This window comes from Terrabacter sp. 2YAF2 (assembly GCF_052114705.1).
In the GTDB taxonomy this organism is placed as follows: Bacteria; Actinomycetota; Actinomycetes; order Actinomycetales; family Dermatophilaceae; genus Terrabacter.
Window position 1 is genome coordinate 69,755 of sequence record NZ_JBFRFG010000011.1, and the last position, 17,683, is coordinate 87,437.

The window sequence follows — 17,683 nt, forward strand, 5'->3', positions numbered from 1 at the left end:
ATGGTCGACGTGACCGCCGAGCCGGCCGTCCTCGTGGGCAGCCGGAAGCAGCGGCTGCCCCGGCTGCGGGCGATGCCGTTGCGGTGGCGTCTGCTCGCGGTCACGCTCGGGCTCATCGCCGTCGCCCTGGCCGTGACCTCGCTCGTCGTCAGCGCCCTGCTGCGGGTCTACCTGCTCAACCAGACGGAACAGGAGCTTCGCGTCTATGCCGCGAGCCTGTCGTCCATCGACCCGGCAGAGCTCAGTGCAGCCGGCCCGCAGCTGCCCACGGGCTTCACGACCCGGATCATCGACGTGCGCACCGGCTCGGTCATCTCCCGCGGTGAGGCGGTCACCGAGCAGGACCAGGCCCAGATCCCGAACCTCACGGCCTCCGACCCCAAGGTCACGGGGCACGTCCCCTTCCGCATCGGTTCGACCGGCGGGGACGCCCAGTGGCTCGCCCTGGCCCAGCTCAACGAGCCGCGCACCCAGATCTACGTCCTGGCCCTGCCCCTGAGCGCCCTCGACCGGACCGTCGACCGGTTCCTGCTCTATGCCGCGGGGATCGGTGCCATCACCCTCATCGTCACGGCGGCGCTGGGCTGGTTCCTCATACGCCGGACCTTCCGGCCCCTGACCCGCATCGAGGACACCGCGGCCCAGATCGCGGTGGGCGACCTGACCCAGCGCATCGACGTGCCCGACACCGACGACGAGGTGGCCTCCCTGTCGCGCTCCCTCAACGCGATGCTCGCCCGCATCGAGCAGAGCTTCGCCGTGCGCGAGGCCAACGAGGCGAAGATGCGGCGCTTCATCGCCGACGCCTCACACGAGCTGCGCACGCCGCTGGCCGCCGTCGGTGGCTACGCCGAGCTCTACCGCCAGGGCGCCCTGCCGACGGCCGACGCCGTGACCGGCGCGATGGGCCGCATCGAGTCCGAGGCCCACCGGATGAGCGGCCTCGTCGAGGACCTGCTCACCCTGGCTCGTCTCGACGGCGAGCGCCCGCTCGAGCTCCAGACCGTCGACCTGGCCGTGCTGGCCGCCGACGCCGCGCAGGACGCCCGCACCATCGCGCCCGACCGTCACATCGTCGCCACCGGCATCAACGGGCCCATCGAGCCGACGGAGCTGCAGGCGGACGAACAACAGCTGCGACAGGTCGTCACCAACCTCGTCACCAACGCCCGGGTGCACACCCCGGCCGGCACCCCGATCGAGATCCTCGCCGGCCGGGTGGACGCGCTCCACGTCGCGCTCCACGTCCGGGACCACGGACACGGCATACCACCCAACGAACGCGCGGACGTCTTCGAGCGCTTCTACCGCGCCGACCGCTCCCGCAGCCGCGGCAGGGGTGGCGGCAACGGTCTCGGGCTCGCGATCGTGCACGCGATCATCGAGGCGCACGGCGGCAGCGTTCGAGTGCGCGAGACGCCCGGTGGCGGTGCGACGTTCGTCGTCCAGCTCCCCGTTCACCGCCGGGACCAGGAGGGTGAGCGGCGTCACCACGGCGCAGCCCAAGGCACAGCCCATTCCTAGGAATGCCACAACCGAGTCCAAAGGTGGGTAGGTCTGATGGAGGAACAGACCAGAGCGAGGAGGAGCCATGACCATGGCACCCGAGGACCACACCCAGCAGATCCCGCAGGGCGGCTACTACAGCCAGTCCGCACCCCCCGTGCCGCCGGCCCCGCCGACGCCGCCGCTGGGTGAGGGCAGCCGGCCGGCCCCGAAGCGCGACAACCGCTTCGGCCAGACCGTCGGGGTCGCCCTGCTCGCCGCCGTCCTCGCGAGCGGAGGCACGTATGCCGCCACGCAGCTCGGGGGCCAGAGCACCGCCACCGGGTCGACCCCTGCCGCGACGGCAACGACGAACTCGAACCAGAACAGCTCGCCCACCGTCGTGCAGGGCAATGCCTCCGCGCCCGACTGGGCCGCCGTGTCCGCCGCGGTCTCACCGAGCGTCGTCAGCATCGACGTGACGACCCAGCAGGGCTCGGGCGCCGGCTCGGGAGTCGTCTTCGACAAGAGCGGGCACATCCTGACGAACAACCACGTCGTGGGTGACGCCACGGGCAACGGTGCGATCACCGTGACCCTGAGCGACGGCCGCACCTACGGCGCGACGATCGTCGGCACCGACGCGTCGACCGACCTCGCCGTCATCAAGCTGACCAACGGCCCCGGCGACCTGACGCCGATCAGCCTCGGCAACTCCGAGACGCTCAAGGTCGGCGACCCGGCCATGGCTGTCGGCAACCCACTCGGCCTCTCGGGCACCGTGACGACGGGCATCATCTCGGCCCTCAACCGCCCGGTCAGCACCGGCACGCCGAGCCAGTCCCCCTTCGGCCAGCAGCAGTCGTCCGGCGACGAGGTCGTGACGAACGCCATCCAGACGTCGGCGGCGATCAACCCCGGCAACTCCGGCGGCGCGCTCGTCAACGGCAAGGGCGAGCTCATCGGCATCAACAGCTCGATCGCCTCGCTGGGGCAGAGCTCCGGCGGAAGCCAGAGCGGCAACATCGGCATCGGATTCGCAATCCCGGTCAAGGAGGCGAAGTCCATCGCCGACCAGCTGATCAAGAGCGGCAAGGCCGAGCACTCCTACCTCGGCGTCAGCACCCGCGACGCGGTCGTCTCGGACGGCACCGCGAAGCGCGCCGGCGCGCAGGTCGTCTCCGTCAGCCCCAGCACGCCCGCCGCGAACGCCGGCCTCAAGAACGGCGACGTCATCATCGCCGTCGACGGTCAGCGCATCGACTCCGCGACGGCGCTCGTCGCCCAGATCCGCGAGATGACCGTCGGCGACAAGGCCACCCTGACCGTGATCCGCGGCGGCGCACGCCAGGACGTCCCCGTGACGCTGGCCGCCAAGCCGTCGACCTCGAACTGACGGCCCCACCCACTTCGCCGGGGTCACGGTCAGGGTCTCCCGACCCTGGACGTGACCCCGGCGAAGCCGGCTCCCGAGACCGTATGCCGTCATCTCCCGGGTTCGGCGGATTGGGGAGCGGGGCGACCGCCCGCGTACCCTTGCGCGGTGAGTGACACCGAGATCGAGCAAGACCCTGCCGCCGTCGTGCGCCTCGACCCCGAGGACGTCGCGACCGCCGTGCGGGTGCTCGCCCTGGCCCCCTCTCTCGAGATCGACGACCCCGACTTCGAGACCCTCAAGCGCGCTGCGTCCCTGATGTACAAGCGGCTCAAGAAGGACCGGCGCAACGCGAAGACGTGGGCCGAGCGCAAGGCCGACCGGCAGGTCATCGAGGCGACGGCCACCGGCTCGCCCATGCGGATCGACGACGAGACCAAGGGAATTCCGTTGGTCTCCAACGCATCCGGGGCTTTCGCCGGTGAGCTCGTCAACCCGCGCGGCTGCTACATCTGCAAGCGCGACTACACCCTCGTCGACGCGTTCTACCACTGGCTGTGCCCCGACTGCGCAGCCCGCTCGCACGCCAAGCGCGACCAGCGCACCGACCTCACGGGCAAGCGCGCCCTGCTCACCGGCGGCCGCGCGAAGATCGGGATGTACATCGCGCTGCGCCTGCTGCGCGACGGCGCGCACACGACGATCACGACGCGCTTCCCCAAGGACGCCATGCGCCGCTTCGCCTCGATGGAGGACAGCGCCGACTGGATCCACCGGCTCAAGATCGTCGGCATCGACCTGCGCGACCCCACCCAGGTCGTCGCCCTCGCCGACGAGGTGACTGCGGCCGGCCCGCTCGACATCCTCGTCAACAACGCCGCGCAGACGGTGCGCCGGTCCCCCGGTGCCTACAGCAACCTCGTCGAGCTCGAGTCGGCGCCGCTCCCCGACGGTGTCGCGCTGCCGGAGATGGTGACCTTCGACAGGATCAGCGAGGCGCACCCGGCCTCGATCGCCGGCGCCCTCGGCAACCACGCCGTGGCGCACCATGACGGCGAGTCGGTCGAGCACGCCGTCGCCGCCCAGACGGCCGCGTCCATGACAGCCCTGGCCCTCTCGGCCGGACACGCCAGCCTCGAGGCCCACCGGGCGGGCACCGCCGTGGACGCCGGTGGGTTGCTGCCCGACCTCCAGCGCAACAACTCGTGGACCCAGAAGGTCGAGGAGGTCGACCCGCTCGAGCTGCTCGAGGTCCAGCTGTGCAACTCGACCGCCCCGTTCATCCTCGTCTCGCGGCTGCGCCCGGCGATGCGTGCCGCGGTCACCGCTGGTGCGCGACGGGCCTACGTCGTCAACGTGTCGGCGATGGAGGGCCAGTTCTCCCGCCGCTACAAGGGTCCGGGCCACCCGCACACCAACATGGCCAAGGCTGCGCTGAACATGATGACCCGCACGAGCGCGGGCGAGATGTTCGAGACCGACCGCATCCTCATGACGGCCGTCGACACCGGCTGGATCACCGACGAGCGGCCCCACGACGAGAAGCTGCGCATCGCGGCCGAGGGCTGGCACGCACCGCTCGACCTCGTCGACGGCGCAGCCCGCGTCTACGACCCGATCGTGCGCGGCGAGGCCGGCGAGGACCTCTACGGCTGCTTCGTCAAGGACTACGAGCCCAGTCCCTGGTGACCGTGTCCGCGGGCTTCTCCGTGCGCGACTCCGTGTCCCTCTGGGCCTGACGGTCAGGGCCGGGACGCCCGACTTGCCACGGGCCGAGCGGGGTGGGCCGCCAAGACGAGGTCCCAGTCCGGCTCGGCCATGACGATCGCGAACCTCGCGCCACGCGGGAAGCCGACACGGGCCACGACACACGTGTCCCCCTCGCGACGCAGGACGGTGAGGTCGCCCGCGGCGGCGTCGGCGACGAGCGTGGACCACAAGGTGGTCGCATCGCCGAGCAGGGGCGGGTGGCTGCGGTTCGAGATGAGGACGTCGCCTTCGACCTCCACCGTGAACGACCCCGGGCAGTAGGCCGGGACCTGTGGCACCGGGTCCCCCTCGGAGTCCTTGTAGAGCACGGTGACCGTGACCCGCCCTCCGGGGTGGTGCTCCAGGTCCCGTCTCTCGGCACCTTCTCGGCGCAGGTGACCGCGCCACCGATACAGGAGGCCGGGGGCATCCGGCGTCGACCTCAGCACGACCGGGGGCATCGTCACGACCAGCCGCAGGATCGCACCCGGGGTCAGACTCCCTCCCGACCGTCGGACGTCGTGCACGTGGAGGAGGACTCCGGCGCCTCGAACCGCGATCACCCCGGCCGCGACGACGCCGGCGACAGCCAGTGCTCGGCCGTAGCCGAAGTGCTCCGCCGGCGCACGGAAGACCATGCAGAGGTAGAGGCAGCGGAGCAGGAACGGCGCCCTCTTCGCAGGCTTCCGCTTGCCCTGACCACCCCGTGGTGCCACCAGCGCATCGAACCACACGGCACCTGACGCGGGGGCTTCTACGGGCGTAGCGTCCCGACCATGATCACCGCCGTCCACAATCTCGTGTACTCCGACGATGCAACGGCCACGCGCGCCTTCTTCCGAGACGTCCTCCAGTGGCCGTGCGTCACCGACGAGCCCGGCTCGGACGGAGGCGGCGACGCCGACGCGTGGCTCATCTTCAGGAGCGGTCCGAGCGAACTCGGGGTGCACCCGACGCGCGGACCGGAGGGGTCGTCGTGGTCGGCGCCGCGGCACCACGCGATCTCGCTCATGTGCGACGACCTACGGGCCACGATGGACGAGCTCATCGCGCGTGGGGCGGTGTTCACGACCGACCCCGCCGACCACGGCTACGGCCTCGTCGTCATGATGGCGGTCCCGGGAGCCGACGAGATCCAGCTCTACGAGCCACGTCACACGACGGCCTACAACCGCTGACGCTCCAGCGTTCGGGCCGAGCGGCCGGTGGCCGAGGTCGTGGAGATCCTTCGGCACCTGGTGCCGGCAGATCTCCTCGACCTGGCCGCCGATCACCGGAGGGGCTTGGCGTACCAGACCTCGGCGTAGTCGTTTTCGCTGAACGCCGGCACCTCGACCCAGCCGTGACGCAGGTAGAGCGCCCGGGCCTCGCCGAGGTCGAGGCGGGTGTCGAGGCGCATCGCGGACACGCCCCAGACGCGTGCGATCTCCTCCGCGCACAGAAGGAGGCTCGCCCCGAGCCCGGCCCCTCGGAGCTCAGGGCGCACGTAGAGTCGCCGCAGCTCCGCCACCCGCCGTCCCGCAGTGTCCTTCAGGCGCCGCAACCCGACACAACCACCGAGCACCGTGTCGTCGTCAGCGCGCCGGGCCACGACGAACTCCCCCGTCGGGGGCGCCAGGTCGTCGCTGCGCATCTGGGGGAAGCCGGTCTCGATCTCCTCCGGTGTCGAGTCGCGCCCCTCCCGGTGCTGGTACCACCGGTCGCTGACGTCGACGTAGTAGTCGTGCAGCAGCGCCTCACAGATCGGGTCCCGCACGACGGCGAGCTCGATGACCCAGGGGCTCGCCCCGTCGCCGTTCACGTCGACGGTCCCGGGTGGCCCGTGGGCCCGGAGCTCGTCCGGGAGACGCCGTCGGCGATGACCTCCGTCATGAACGCGATGAGGTCACGGCGACGACGACCGGGGTCTGCGGCATACGACGACGGCGCGTCGGGATGCTCGCGGACGCGCAGCCCCTCCTCGAGGATCTCGCGGTGGTGGGGGTAGGTCCGGAGCGCCCACCGACCGGCACCGGATTTGGACGTGGGCCGCCCGGTGACGAGCAGGTGGACGAGCCGTGACGCCCCGAGGGCACCCCACTCGGTGGCGTGCGGCAGGGACGCCTCGCGCGGGTGGTGCTCCATCGCCTCGAGCTGCGAGCGCCAGTACGTCTCGAGGTTCTCGAGCGTGGAGGCGTGCAGTGCGGCGTCGTCGCTCCAGATCGTGACGTCGCGAACGTCCTTACCCCGCATGGTGATTCCGTGGTCGCGCAGCTCGCGCCACGTGATGTGCTTGACGTCGGCGTGGGTGCCGACGTCGAACCACTGGTGCAGCACGCCGGGGACGTCCGGCACCACGTCCGGCGAGCCGGCGAGGTCGGCCTCGAGAACGTAGAAGCCGTCGTAGTCGGGCTCGGCCCAGCGCCGGCCGATCTCGGCGTGCACGTCCCGGAGCACCTCGATGTCGTCGTCGGTGGGTCGGCGGCTCGTCACGGCGACGAAGTCGATGTCGCTGCCGCCGTGGAACTCGCCGTCGAAGCCGATCGAGCCGTGGAGGTACAGTCCCGCCAGCAGTCCCGGCAGCCGCGCGTCGAGCATCTCCGCGTGGGCCGCGCAGATCGTGCCGACCACCTCCGGCAGCCCCTCACGCGTCGGGGTCGCCATGCGCTCAGACGGCCGCGGCGAACGTCGCCCGGGACGCCAGGGCCTCCCGAAGCTCGGCGTCCGCGTCGACGAGCGAGCGGTGGACGGCCGGCGTCAGGTCGTCGCGCGAGATGGCCTCGGCGCTGAGGCGCGCCGTCTCGTCCGTGAAGACCCGCGGGAAGGCGACGAGGACGACGCGCGAGAGGGCATCCTCGCCCACCCAGGCGGACATGGCCGGCACGTCGGTGAAGTAGCGCGGCACGTAGTCGGCGACGAGGGCGTCGTCGGAGGCAGCCCAGAAGCCGCGGGCCAGGTGCACCATCTCGTAGTTGGAGCGACCCTGGCGGCCGGTCAGCTGCTCCCACGCCCACGCCTTGGCCTCGGCACGGGGCAGGCTCGCACGGCACAGGAGCGCGTTGAGGCCGCCCTGCAGGGTGTCGTCCTTGGCGCGGAAGCCGTCGATGTCAGCGACGTCGATGAGCCCGCGTGAGGCCAGGTTGCGCACGACGATCCACCGGAAGTCGCCGTCCTCCTCGAGACCGGCGGGCAGGCCCTTGCCGTCGGCCCAGGCGCGCAGCAGCGTCTCGTCATCGCTCGTGCCGGCGACGAGACGGGCCGCCGCGAGGGACTCGGTCGTGCCCGCCGTCGCGCGCTCGAGCAGCCCCACCCCGGCCCGGTTGAGGCGGGCCAGGGCGGCCTCTTGCTGGTCGCGCGGGACGAAGTACGGCACGACGCGGTGCTCGGCGTATGCCGCGACCCGAGTCAGGATCGAGGAGTTCGTCTCGTGCGGCCACGCCGCGTCGAACACCTCGAGGAACGCCTCGGGCGAGGTCGTCGCACCGTGCACGCCGTCGATGAGGGAGGACCACACGACGGCGCGGGCCTGGCCGTCGGGGATCTGGGCGAGCTGCGTCGGGAGGGCCGCGACCGTCGAGTCCGAGAGGCGCACGCGCGCCCACGTCAGGTCCGAGGCGTTGGGGACGAGCACGGCCGGCTCCGGCGTGCCCTCGAGCTCGGCAAGGGTCGTCTCGGGAGCCGTGATCGTCGCCCTGACCCGCCCGAGCTCACGGCCGTCGGTCCACCCGGCGACGTCGAAGGCGTGCGGCCGGTCGGCGGGGCGGTCAGGCGGCGACTGCCGGTTCATGACGGCGCGCTCGACGAGTCCGTCCTGCTCCTCGATCTCGACCGAGATCGTGTCGCGATCGGCCGTCAGCAGCCATCCGCGTGACCACGCCTCGAGGTCCTTGCCGCTCGCGGTCTCGATCGCGCCGAGGAAGTCGGCGAGCGTGCCGTTGCCGTACGACTTGTCGGTCAGGTAGGCGCGGACGCCGGCGATGAACTGGTCGTCGCCGACGTACGCGATGAGCTGGCGCAGCGTCGCCGCGCCCTTGGCATACGAGATGCCGTCGAAGTTCTGCAGCGCGCTCTGCGCGTCGAGGGCCTCGACGCCCGCGACCGGGTGGGTGGACGGGGAGCGCTCCGCGCCGTAGCCCCAGACCTTGCGCACGATCGAGGAGTCGACCCACGCATCGGTGTACTCGGTCGCGTCGACGAGGCAGCGGTGCGACATGTACTCGGCGAACGACTCGTTGAGCCAGAGGTCGTCCCACCACTTCATCGTCACGATGTCGCCGAACCACATGTGCGACATCTCGTGGCTCACCGTGTTGGCACGCGTCAGCAGCTCGTCACGCGTCGCGGCACCCCGGTAGAGGTACTGGTCCCGGAAGGTCACGCAGCCCGGGTTCTCCATCGCGCCGGCGTTGAACTCCGGGACGAAGACCTGGTGGTACTCCCCGAACGGGTAGCGGATCCCGAAGAGCCCGTGGAAGTAGTCGAACGACCGCTTCGTGACGTCGAAGAGCTCGGCCGCGTGCCGCTCGAGCGGCTCGCGCAGCGACGCCCGCGCGTGGACACCCAGGGGTATGCCGTCATGCTCGTCGCGCACGGAGACGTAGGGTCCCGCGCACACCGTCATGAAGTACGTCGCGAGCGGCTTCGTCGTGGCAAGCGTCCACGTGCCGGGGCTCGTCTGCTCGGCGGCGCCGTTGCCGAGCACCGTCCAGTCGAGCGGGGCGTGCACGGTGACGTCGTAGGGGGCCTTGAGGTCGGGCTGGTCGAAGCAGGCGTAGACGCTCGGGGCGGCGTCGAGGAAGAGGTGGCCGTAGACGTAGTCGAGGTCGTCGGCGGGGTCGGTGGCCCGGTGCAGGCCCTGCCCGTCGTGGCTGTAGGCCATCGTCGCGGCGACGACGAGCTCGTTGTCGGCGGCGAGCCCTGTGAGCGCCAGGCGGCCGTCTGCGGCGCTCGCCGGGTCGAGCGGCGCTCCGTTGAGGGAGACCGTCTCGACGGACCGGGCCTTCAGGTCGACCCAGGAGTCGGCACCGGGCTCGGCGCAGGCGAAGCGGACGACCGTGCGGGAGCCGAAGACCTCCGCGCCCTGGTCGAGGTCGAGCTCGACGGCATACGACGTGACGGTGATCAGCGAGGATCGCTCGCGGGCTTCGGCCAGGGTGAGACTGCGCATGGGGCCGAGCCTGCCAGATCGACGGCACCATCGGCGCGCGGGATGCCGGGATGCTCGGTCGCTGAGCAGGATCAGCGGTGGAGCGGGCCGCCGGCCATGCTCTCCAGGCGGGCGATCCGCTGGTCCATCGGCGGGTGTGTCGAGAGGAAGCGCGTCACGTCCTGGGCGCGGAAGGGGCTCGCGATCATCATGTGGCTCGCGTTGACGATGTCCTGCTGCGGCGCGAGCGGGGCGCGTGCCACGCCCGACTCGAGCTTGCGCAGCGCCGAGGCGAGGGCGAGCGGGTCACCGGTGAGCTTCGAGCCGTCCTCGTCGGCGTCGTACTCGCGGGTGCGGCTGATCGCCATCTGGATCATCATGGCGGCCATCGGGGCGAGCAGGCTCATCGCGAGCAGCGCGAACGGGTTCGGGCGGTCCTCGTCGGAGCCGCCGCCACCGAACATGCTCGTGAACATCAGCATCTGGCCGATCGAGGTGATGACACCGGCGATCGCGGCGGCGACCGAGCTCGTGAGGATGTCGCGGTTGTAGACGTGCATCAGCTCGTGGCCGAGCACGCCGCGCAGCTCACGCTCGTCGAGCAGGCCGAGGATGCCCTCGGTGCAGCACACCGCCGCGTTCTGCGGGTTGCGCCCGGTCGCAAAGGCGTTCGGCGCCTGGGTGGGGCTGATGTAGAGGCGCGGCATCGGCTTGCCGGCGGCGGTCGAGAGCTCTCGGACGATGCGGTACATCACCGGCGCCTGCGCCTCGGAGACGGGGTAGGCGTGCATGGCGCGGATGGCGAGCTTGTCGCTGTTCCAGTAGCCGTAGAAGGTCGTCGCCACACCGATCAGCGCGAAGACCCAGATGAAGCGCCCGCCACCGACGAGCGCGCCGATCCCGAGCAGGAGGGCCCAGATGCCGCCGAAGAGGGCGGCCGTCTTGAGCCCGTTGAAGTGGTTGTGCATGTCGGGTGAACGAGCGACCCGAGGGCGGTGTTCCCACTGGGAGGTCGCTGGGAGCGTGCTGTGACACGGAGCAGCCCGGGACATCGTGTGACACAGCCCGGCCAGGAACCCGACCACCACGACCCCGAGGCCCATCGCCTCGGGGTCGCCGTCAGCCCAGCAGGCGCAGCAGCAGGTCTGGCTGGACGCTGACGACGACGAGCACCGCCGAGGCGAGGACGAGCCCGGCCACCATGACCGGCCGGCGGCGCGCCAGCGCCCCGCCACCCCCGTGAGCACGCGCGGTGTCCGCCGCGTCGGCGGGCGCGGTGATGACGGCCCGCAGCCATCGGAGGTAGACGGCGACGCCGATGACGGCGTTGGCCGCCGCGATGACGGCCAGCCAGATCCAGCCCTCTGCCACGACCGGTCGCAGGGCCGTGATCTTGCCGACGAGGCCGATGATGCCCGGCGGCAGCCCGGCGAGGGACGTCAGGGCCAGGACCAGGGCGCCGGCCCGCCACGGACTGCGCTGCCACAGGCCCTCGTAGTCGGCGATCGAGCGCCCCTGCCCGGGCCGGTCGCGCACCATGACGGCGACGACGGCGAACGCCACGAGCGTCGCGACGACGTAGGTGAGCAGGTAGGTGGCGCTGGCCCCGACCCCGAGCGCGGAGATGCTGACGAGGGGCAGCACGACCCAGCCGGCCTGGGCCACCGTCGACCACGCGAGCAGGCGCACGACGTCGTCCTGACGCAGCGCCATGACGTTGCCGAGCGTCATGCTGAGCGCGGACAGCACGGCGACCGACAGCACGGCGGGGGTGCCGAGGACGGCCACCGCACGCAGCACGACGAGCAGGGCGGCGAGCGCGGCCACCTTGGACACCGTCGCGAGGAACGTCGCCACGGGCACCGACGAGCCGGCGTATGCCGTGGGCGTCCACGCGTGGAACGGCACGAGCGAGAGCTTGAAGCCGACACCTGCGAGGACGAGCACGGTGGCGAGCGCCACGACCCCGCCCGACACGGACGGCAAGGCCGCGGCTGCGCCCGACGCCGCGGCCGACGCAGCGGCCGACGCAGCGCCGGAGGCGCCGCCCACCGTCGAGAACGCACCACCGGACGACAGCGCCGCGTCCGGCGTCAGGAACGGGCTGCCCGTCCCGGCGAACCACAGGGCCACCCCGAGCACGAGCAGGGCGAAGGAGACGAGCGAGGTCACGAGCAGCTGCGTGGCCCCGGCGACGGCGGACCGGCGGCCGGAGAGGGCGACGAGCGCGATGACGGGCAGGGTCGCGAGCTCGAGTGCGACGAGCCAGGTGCCGACGTCCCGGCTGGCCGCCACGACGACCGTGCCGGACAGCGCCGCGAGCAGCAGCACGGCCTCGACCGGCTCACGGGTGCTGCCGGTCGGACGGCTTCGGCGGGCGCGGGGCCACGCGAGGGCGATGCAGACAGCCGCGGAGAGGGCAGCCGCGAGCTGGAGGGTGCTGCCGAGGGCGTCGGCCTGCCACAGGCACACCTGCGGCAGCCCGCTGCTGGCCGGCAGCGAACCGGCGGCGCGACCGGTCAGGCAGAACGTCTCGCGCGTCGTGGCGCCGGCGAGGCCGGGCACGGTCGCGGCCGCCGACCCGAGGGCGGCGAGCCCGGCGACGGCATACGGCAGGCGGCGCAGGTGCGGGCTGACGAGGTCGGCGACGAGCACGAGCACGAGACCGGCGAGCGGCACGAGCGCCGGCAGCAGGATGGCGTAGTCGATGGCGAGGCCCTTCACGGCGTCGCCCCGAGTCCGGCCAGCAGACCGGCGGTCGCGGCGTGGGACAGTCCGAGCAGCAGCTGTGGCAGCACGCCGAGCGCGACGATGACGACGACGAGGGTCATGGCCACCGCCCACCGGGAGCCACGGGCGTCGGCGACCGGCTCGGCAGCGGGGCCCTCCGCGGCGTCGCTGCCCTCACCGGCCCAGACGATGCGGGCGACCCGCAGCGCGTAGGCCGCCGCGAGCGCCAGGCCGGCGGCGCCGAGCACGACACAAACGCGCAGGAGCGCGACGGGACGGCCGGGCGCGGGCGACCACGCGGCATACAGCGCCAGGAACTCTCCCCAGAAGCTGACGAGGCCCGGGAGGCCGAGGGCAGCAGCGAGCCCGACGACGAGCGCGAGCCCGAAGCGGGGAGCCTTGTCGCGCAGGGCGGCCCGCGCGACGTGGAGGTCGGACGAGCCCCACTGCTCCTTGAGGTCACCGACGACGAAGAAGAGCAGGGCCGCGACGACACCGTGCGCGATGTTGCCGAAGAGGGCCGCTTGCAGTCCGGTCTCGCTGCCGGAGGCGATGGCGAGCGCGACGAAGCCCATGTGCGCCACCGAGCTGTAGGCGATGAGGCGCTTGAGGTCGCGCTCGACGAGGCAGGCCAGACCTCCCCAGAGGATCCCGACGACCCCGAGGAGGGCGAGCACGGGGCTCAGGACGGCGACGCCGTCGGGCACCGTGGCGACCGCGAGGCGGACGATGCCGTAGGTGCCCATCTTGAGGAGCACGGCCGCGAGCAGCACCGAGCCGGCGGTCGGCGCGATGGTGTGCGCCGAGGGCAGCCACGTGTGCAGCGGCCACAGCGGCACCTTGATCCCGAGCCCGAGCAGCAGGATCGCGGCGATGGCCACCTGCTGCGACCGGGAGAGGCCGGCGCCATGGCGGTCCGCGAGGACCATGAGGTCGCTCGTGCCCTGCTGGTGCACGAGGAAGAGGATGCCGATGAGCATCAGCGTCGAGCCGAGCACGGTGAAGAGCACGAAGCGGCCGGCGGCGTCGGCGCGCGTCTCGTCCGGCACGTGGTCGTCGCCGAAGCGGCGCACCAGCACCCACATCGGCACGAGGACGACCTCGAACGCGATGAAGAAGAGGATGGCGTCGCGCGCCATGAACGTCGCGAGCGCCCCCGACTCGACGAGCAGGATGCAGCCGAGGAAGGTCGAGCCCGTGCCGCCCTTCGGGATCGGGCCGGAGAGCGCGTGCGCGACGACGGCGACGGTGAGCAGCGCCGTGAGGAGGACGAGCGCGGCCGAGATGCCGTCGACGCCGAAGTGCCACCGGACGCCGAGCGAGCGGATCCACGGCGCGTCCACCTCGTCACGTCCCCGGACGACGATGACGGCGAGCACCGCTGTCACGACGGTCGATCCGAGCGCGATGCCACGCTCGACCGTGGACTCACCGGGGATCGCGATGAGGGCGATCGCCGCGAGCAGCGGCAGCAGGAGCATCAGGGTCAGCGCCATGCCGTCACCCCCAGGATCGCGACGAGCACGACGCCCGCGAGCAGGCTGAGCAGCGACAGGGACGGCACGCCGCGGTGGCTGCGCTCACCGGCGCGCCCCGCGGCCCGCGCCACGACCGCCGTCGCTCGTGGGTAGGCGTCGACGACGTCACGGTCGAGGGCGACGACGAGCCGCGCGACCGCGGTCACCGCCCGCCCGACGCCGACGTATGCCGTGTCGACGCCGAACCCACGCACCGCCGGCTCCCGCACGTGGTCGGGGATGAGGTCGGCGACGTCGACCCGGCCGCGGTCGCTGAGGGACCACACGGCATACGCGGCGCCGGCGACGAGCAGGACGGACAGCAGGGCGCTGAGGAGGCCGACGTGCAGGCCGCCGCGCAGGCTCGTGAGGAACAGGGTGCCGACGACGGTGAGGGCGGCGAGGACCGAGACGACGAGCGCGGCGGGCAGGGTGATGGCGGCGTGCCCGTGCGCGTGGACGCGCTCGATCTCGGCGTCGTCGGCGGTGTCGGCGGTCGTCACGACGGCGACGTCCTCCTCGGCGACGACGGCGGCCACAGAGGTCGGCAGCCCACCGGTCGCGGCCACCGGGGTGTCGAGGAGCAGCCAGGCCCGGGTGCAGTAGGCCGCGGTCAGCACGACGGTGACGAAGAGCGCGACGACGACGAGCCAGGCACGGAAGCCGCCGCCGCTCGTCGCGCCCTCGAGGGCGGCGTCGATGACGGTGTCCTTGGTGAAGAAGCCGATGAGCGGCGGCACCCCGGCCAGCGCGGCCAGCCCGAGGCCCATCGACCAGCGCAGCGCTCCGGTCGGGCGGAGCCGACCACGCAGCGCCGCGAGCGCCGTCGCGCCGGCGAGCACCGAGAGCCAGCCGGCGCCGAGGAAGAGCAGCGCCTTGAAGAACGCGTGTCCGATGAGGTGCGAGATGCCGGCTCCGGGGCCGAGCTCGGCTGGCGCCGCGGCCAGGGCCGAGAGCATGATCGCGATCTGGCTCAGGGTCGAGTAGGCGAGCATCCGCTTGAGGTCGGTCTGGGCCAGCGCGACCAAGGCGGCATAGACCATCGTCACCGCGGCGAGGATCGCCAGCAGCGTCCGCGCTGCGTCGTTCTCGGCGTAGAGCGGAAAGAGGCGCGCGATGACGTAGGTGCCGGCCGCGACCATCGTCGCGGCGTGGATGAGGGCCGACGCCGGGGTCGGGCCCTCCATCGCGTCGGGGAGCCAGTCGTGGAACGGCACGAGACCCGACTTGCCGGCGACACCGATGACGACACCGACGAGCCCCACGGTGAGCAGCGTGCGGTCGCCCGTCGCCGTGAGCACCGCCAGGAGGTCGGTGGACCGGACCCGCACCGAGAGCGCGACGATGCCGACGACCATGCCGATGTCGGCCACCCGGGTGACGAGGAACGCCTTGTAGGCGGCCCGCCGGGCTGCCGGACGCTCGCTGTCGTGGCCGATGAGCAGCCACGAGCACCAGCCCATGATCTCCCAGCCGACGAGCACGAGGACGAGGTCGCCGGCCTGGACGAGGAGCAGCATGCCGGCCGCGAAGAGCGAGACGGTGGCGGCGAACCGGCCGTAGCGGTGGTCGTCGCGCAGGTACCACGCCGTGAAGACCTGGATGCCCAGCACGACGAGCGCGACGACGAACGACACGAGCCCCGAGGTCGGGTCGGACCACAGGTGCAACGGCACCGAGAGGTCGCCGAGCGGGAGTCTCCCGAGGGTGTCGATGTCATCAGTGCCAGACGGCGCGACCCACTGGATGAGCCCGAGCACCGCCACGGAGGCCGAGGTGGCGACGGCCACTCCGGCCGCGAGGGCTCGCCGTCGTCCGACGAGCAGCCCGATGGCAGCGGCGAGGGCCGGGAGCACGACGAGCATCCGCACGACCCAGCTCACGACGCCCCCTCCCCCGCCGGCGCGGGCTCGTCGGTGAGGTCGGGGACCGCGGTGAGGTCGATGTGATCGGCGCGGCGGAACATCACGAGGATGATCGCGAGCGCCACCGTGATCTCGGCGGCGGCGATGGTGATGACGAAGAGGGTGAGGACCGGCCCTGCCGAGAGCGGCGCCCCCGGGCGGCTGCCCGCCGTGACGAGCAGGAGGTTGGCGGCGTTGAGGATGAGCTCGACGCCGATGAGGACGAGGACGGCGTTGCGCCGCGCGAGGACGCCGTAGACCCCGATGCCGGCGAGCAGGGCGGCGAGGGCAGCCGGGAGCGAGAGGTGGATCATCCGCGCCCCCTCGGCGCCGACGCCGACGTGGACGTGGACGACGTCATCGACGCCGTCGCCGATGCCGTCGCCGATGCCGTCGCCGACGTGACGGCCAGGCTGTCCCGGTCGCCGTCCGGTTGGAGGACCAGGCGCGACACCGCGAAGGCGCCGATGAGCGCGACGAGGAGCAGCACCGAGAGCAGCTCGAAGGGCCAGACCCAGGTGCCGAAGACCGCCTGGGCCACCTGCGGCGTGGTCGTCGTCGGGGTGTCGAGGTTCGCCGTCGCACCGGAGAAGAGCGGCAGGAGGAGCGACGCGAGCAGCGCGGTCGTCGCGCCCCCGAGCACCGCGCCGGCGAGCCGCTGCCAGCGCGGCGTGTCGATCTCGGCGTGGGGACCGATAGGGGCGCGGGTCAGCATCAACGCGAAGAGCACGAGCACGACGATCGCCCCGACGTAGACGAGCAGCTGGACCAGACCGACGAGCTCCTGGCCGAGCACGAGGTAGGCGCCGGCCAGCGAGCCGAGCGAGACCAGTAGCCACAGCGCTGCGTGGACGACGTGCTTCGTCGTCACCGACAGCAGGGCCGAGAGCGCAGTGACCGCACCGACAGCGACGAAGACGATGTCGCGGGTGGTCACTCGCGGCCCTCGTCGTCGGTGGACACCGTCGGCAACACCTGCGTCGAATCCCCCTGCGCCGCAGCCTGTTCCGCAGCCTGCTCCGCCTCGGCGCCGTCGGCGGGCACGACGGGCGACGTCTGCTCCACCTTGGGCATGACCCGCGTGGGGTCGGCCGCGGGCGGGGCCGGGGTGGACTCCTTGCGCACCCGGGTCGGCCGGGCGGCGGCGCCCGCCCCACGCATACCACCCGCTCCGCCGCCTGCCCTGGCGGGCCGCGCGGCTGCGGTCACCTCGGCGGGGTCGGCGCTGCCGGGGTCGAGCGCAGGCGGCGCCGGGACGGTGGCCATCCACGCTCCGAGCCGGTCCTTCTCGTGGAGCAGGTCGCGGATGTCGAGCTCGGCGTACTCGAACTCGGGGCTCCAGTGGAGCGCGTCGAACGGGCACACCTCGATGCAGATGCCGCAGTACATGCAGAGCGAGAAGTCGATGGCGAAGCGGTCGAGGACGTTGCGCTGGCGGGCCCGGCCTCCCGGCGTCGTCGGGGGCAGCTCCTCCTTGTGCGAGTCGATGTAGATGCACCAGTCGGGGCACTCACGCGCGCAGAGCATGCACGAGGTGCAGTTCTCCTCGGTGAGCGCGATGACGCCGCGCGAGCGGGGCGGGAGCGCGGGCGAGACGTCGGGGTACTCAGCCGTGTGCGTGTGCCGCGTCAGCGACCTCGCCGTCGTCGCGAGCCCCTTGACGAGCCCGGGGAGTATGCCGTCACCCACGTCCGCTCACCCCCTCCTCCACTCGCTCTTCCAGTCGCTCTTCCGCTCGCTCCTCGACGCCAGTCAGGCGGCCACATGTGGCCTCTCGACGCGTCAGAGGCGGCCACAG

The 17,683-nt window shown here is 72.2% G+C and carries 15 protein-coding genes; 4 read left to right on the plus strand and 11 right to left on the minus strand.

Going from position 1 to position 17,683, the window contains the following annotated elements; translation table 11 throughout:
- The first annotated feature begins 9 nt into the window (after nucleotides 1-9).
- The 3 genes from AB4030_RS13740 to AB4030_RS13750 all read left to right on the plus strand — a co-directional run bounded on the left by AB4030_RS13740 (nucleotide 10) and on the right by AB4030_RS13750 (nucleotide 4,549).
- Nucleotides 10-1,524, plus strand: coding sequence for a sensor histidine kinase (locus AB4030_RS13740; RefSeq protein ID WP_442279763.1), 1,515 nt, complete (start codon nucleotides 10-12; stop codon nucleotides 1,522-1,524).
- 67 nt (nucleotides 1,525-1,591) lie between these two features.
- On the plus strand, nucleotides 1,592-2,881 hold the full coding sequence (locus AB4030_RS13745) for a S1C family serine protease (protein ID WP_442279764.1): 1,290 nt from the start codon (nucleotides 1,592-1,594) through the stop codon (nucleotides 2,879-2,881).
- Between the two features lie 147 nt (nucleotides 2,882-3,028).
- Nucleotides 3,029-4,549, plus strand: a complete 1,521-nt coding sequence (locus tag AB4030_RS13750) for an SDR family NAD(P)-dependent oxidoreductase (RefSeq protein ID WP_442279765.1) — start codon at nucleotides 3,029-3,031, stop codon at nucleotides 4,547-4,549.
- A gap of 53 nt (nucleotides 4,550-4,602) precedes the next feature.
- On the opposite strand, the gene AB4030_RS13755 is transcribed toward AB4030_RS13750, so the two are convergent.
- A complete protein-coding gene (locus AB4030_RS13755; protein WP_442279766.1) occupies nucleotides 4,603-5,325 on the minus strand; it encodes a hypothetical protein in 723 nt (240 codons plus the stop codon).
- 60 nt (nucleotides 5,326-5,385) lie between these two features.
- Here AB4030_RS13755 and AB4030_RS13760 point away from each other — a divergent pair, with 60 nt between their 5' ends.
- Nucleotides 5,386-5,787, plus strand: coding sequence for a VOC family protein (locus AB4030_RS13760; RefSeq protein ID WP_442279767.1), 402 nt, complete (start codon nucleotides 5,386-5,388; stop codon nucleotides 5,785-5,787).
- A gap of 92 nt (nucleotides 5,788-5,879) precedes the next feature.
- Here AB4030_RS13760 and AB4030_RS13765 read toward each other — a convergent pair whose 3' ends face one another.
- The 10 genes from AB4030_RS13765 to AB4030_RS13810 all read right to left on the minus strand — a co-directional run bounded on the left by AB4030_RS13765 (nucleotide 5,880) and on the right by AB4030_RS13810 (nucleotide 17,574).
- Nucleotides 5,880-6,410 (minus strand): GNAT family N-acetyltransferase, encoded by a 531-nt coding sequence (locus tag AB4030_RS13765; RefSeq protein WP_442279768.1) that lies wholly within the window; start codon nucleotides 6,408-6,410, stop codon nucleotides 5,880-5,882.
- Nucleotides 6,407-7,252, minus strand: coding sequence for a nucleotidyltransferase domain-containing protein (locus AB4030_RS13770; protein WP_442279769.1), 846 nt, complete (start codon nucleotides 7,250-7,252; stop codon nucleotides 6,407-6,409). The genes AB4030_RS13765 and AB4030_RS13770 overlap by 4 nt, the downstream gene beginning before the upstream one ends.
- Before the next feature lie 4 nt (nucleotides 7,253-7,256).
- Nucleotides 7,257-9,755 (minus strand): aminopeptidase N, encoded by a 2,499-nt coding sequence (gene pepN / locus AB4030_RS13775; protein WP_442279770.1) that lies wholly within the window; start codon nucleotides 9,753-9,755, stop codon nucleotides 7,257-7,259.
- 71 nt (nucleotides 9,756-9,826) lie between these two features.
- The gene (gene htpX, locus AB4030_RS13780) at nucleotides 9,827-10,702 is read right to left on the minus strand and encodes a zinc metalloprotease HtpX (RefSeq protein WP_442279771.1); all 876 of its coding nucleotides are present in this window, start codon (nucleotides 10,700-10,702) and stop codon (nucleotides 9,827-9,829) included.
- A gap of 151 nt (nucleotides 10,703-10,853) precedes the next feature.
- On the minus strand, nucleotides 10,854-12,458 hold the full coding sequence (locus AB4030_RS13785) for an NADH-quinone oxidoreductase subunit N (RefSeq protein WP_442279772.1): 1,605 nt from the start codon (nucleotides 12,456-12,458) through the stop codon (nucleotides 10,854-10,856).
- On the minus strand, nucleotides 12,455-13,960 hold the full coding sequence (locus AB4030_RS13790; protein WP_442279773.1) for a complex I subunit 4 family protein: 1,506 nt from the start codon (nucleotides 13,958-13,960) through the stop codon (nucleotides 12,455-12,457). The genes AB4030_RS13785 and AB4030_RS13790 overlap by 4 nt, the downstream gene beginning before the upstream one ends.
- On the minus strand, nucleotides 13,951-15,864 hold the full coding sequence (locus tag AB4030_RS13795; protein ID WP_442279774.1) for an NADH-quinone oxidoreductase subunit 5 family protein: 1,914 nt from the start codon (nucleotides 15,862-15,864) through the stop codon (nucleotides 13,951-13,953). Before AB4030_RS13795 ends, AB4030_RS13790 begins: the two co-directional genes overlap by 10 nt.
- Nucleotides 15,861-16,199: an NADH-quinone oxidoreductase subunit NuoK gene (nuoK, locus tag AB4030_RS13800; protein ID WP_442279775.1), complete on the minus strand. Its 339-nt coding sequence runs from the start codon at nucleotides 16,197-16,199 to the stop codon at nucleotides 15,861-15,863. The genes AB4030_RS13795 and nuoK overlap by 4 nt, the downstream gene beginning before the upstream one ends.
- Complete coding sequence (locus AB4030_RS13805) at nucleotides 16,196-16,822, minus strand: NADH-quinone oxidoreductase subunit J family protein (protein WP_442279776.1); 627 nt, start codon at nucleotides 16,820-16,822, stop codon at nucleotides 16,196-16,198. Before AB4030_RS13805 ends, nuoK begins: the two co-directional genes overlap by 4 nt.
- Entirely contained in the window at nucleotides 16,819-17,574 is a 756-nt protein-coding gene (locus tag AB4030_RS13810) for a NuoI/complex I 23 kDa subunit family protein (protein ID WP_442279777.1), read from the minus strand. The genes AB4030_RS13805 and AB4030_RS13810 overlap by 4 nt, the downstream gene beginning before the upstream one ends.
- Between the last annotated feature and the right edge of the window lie 109 nt (nucleotides 17,575-17,683).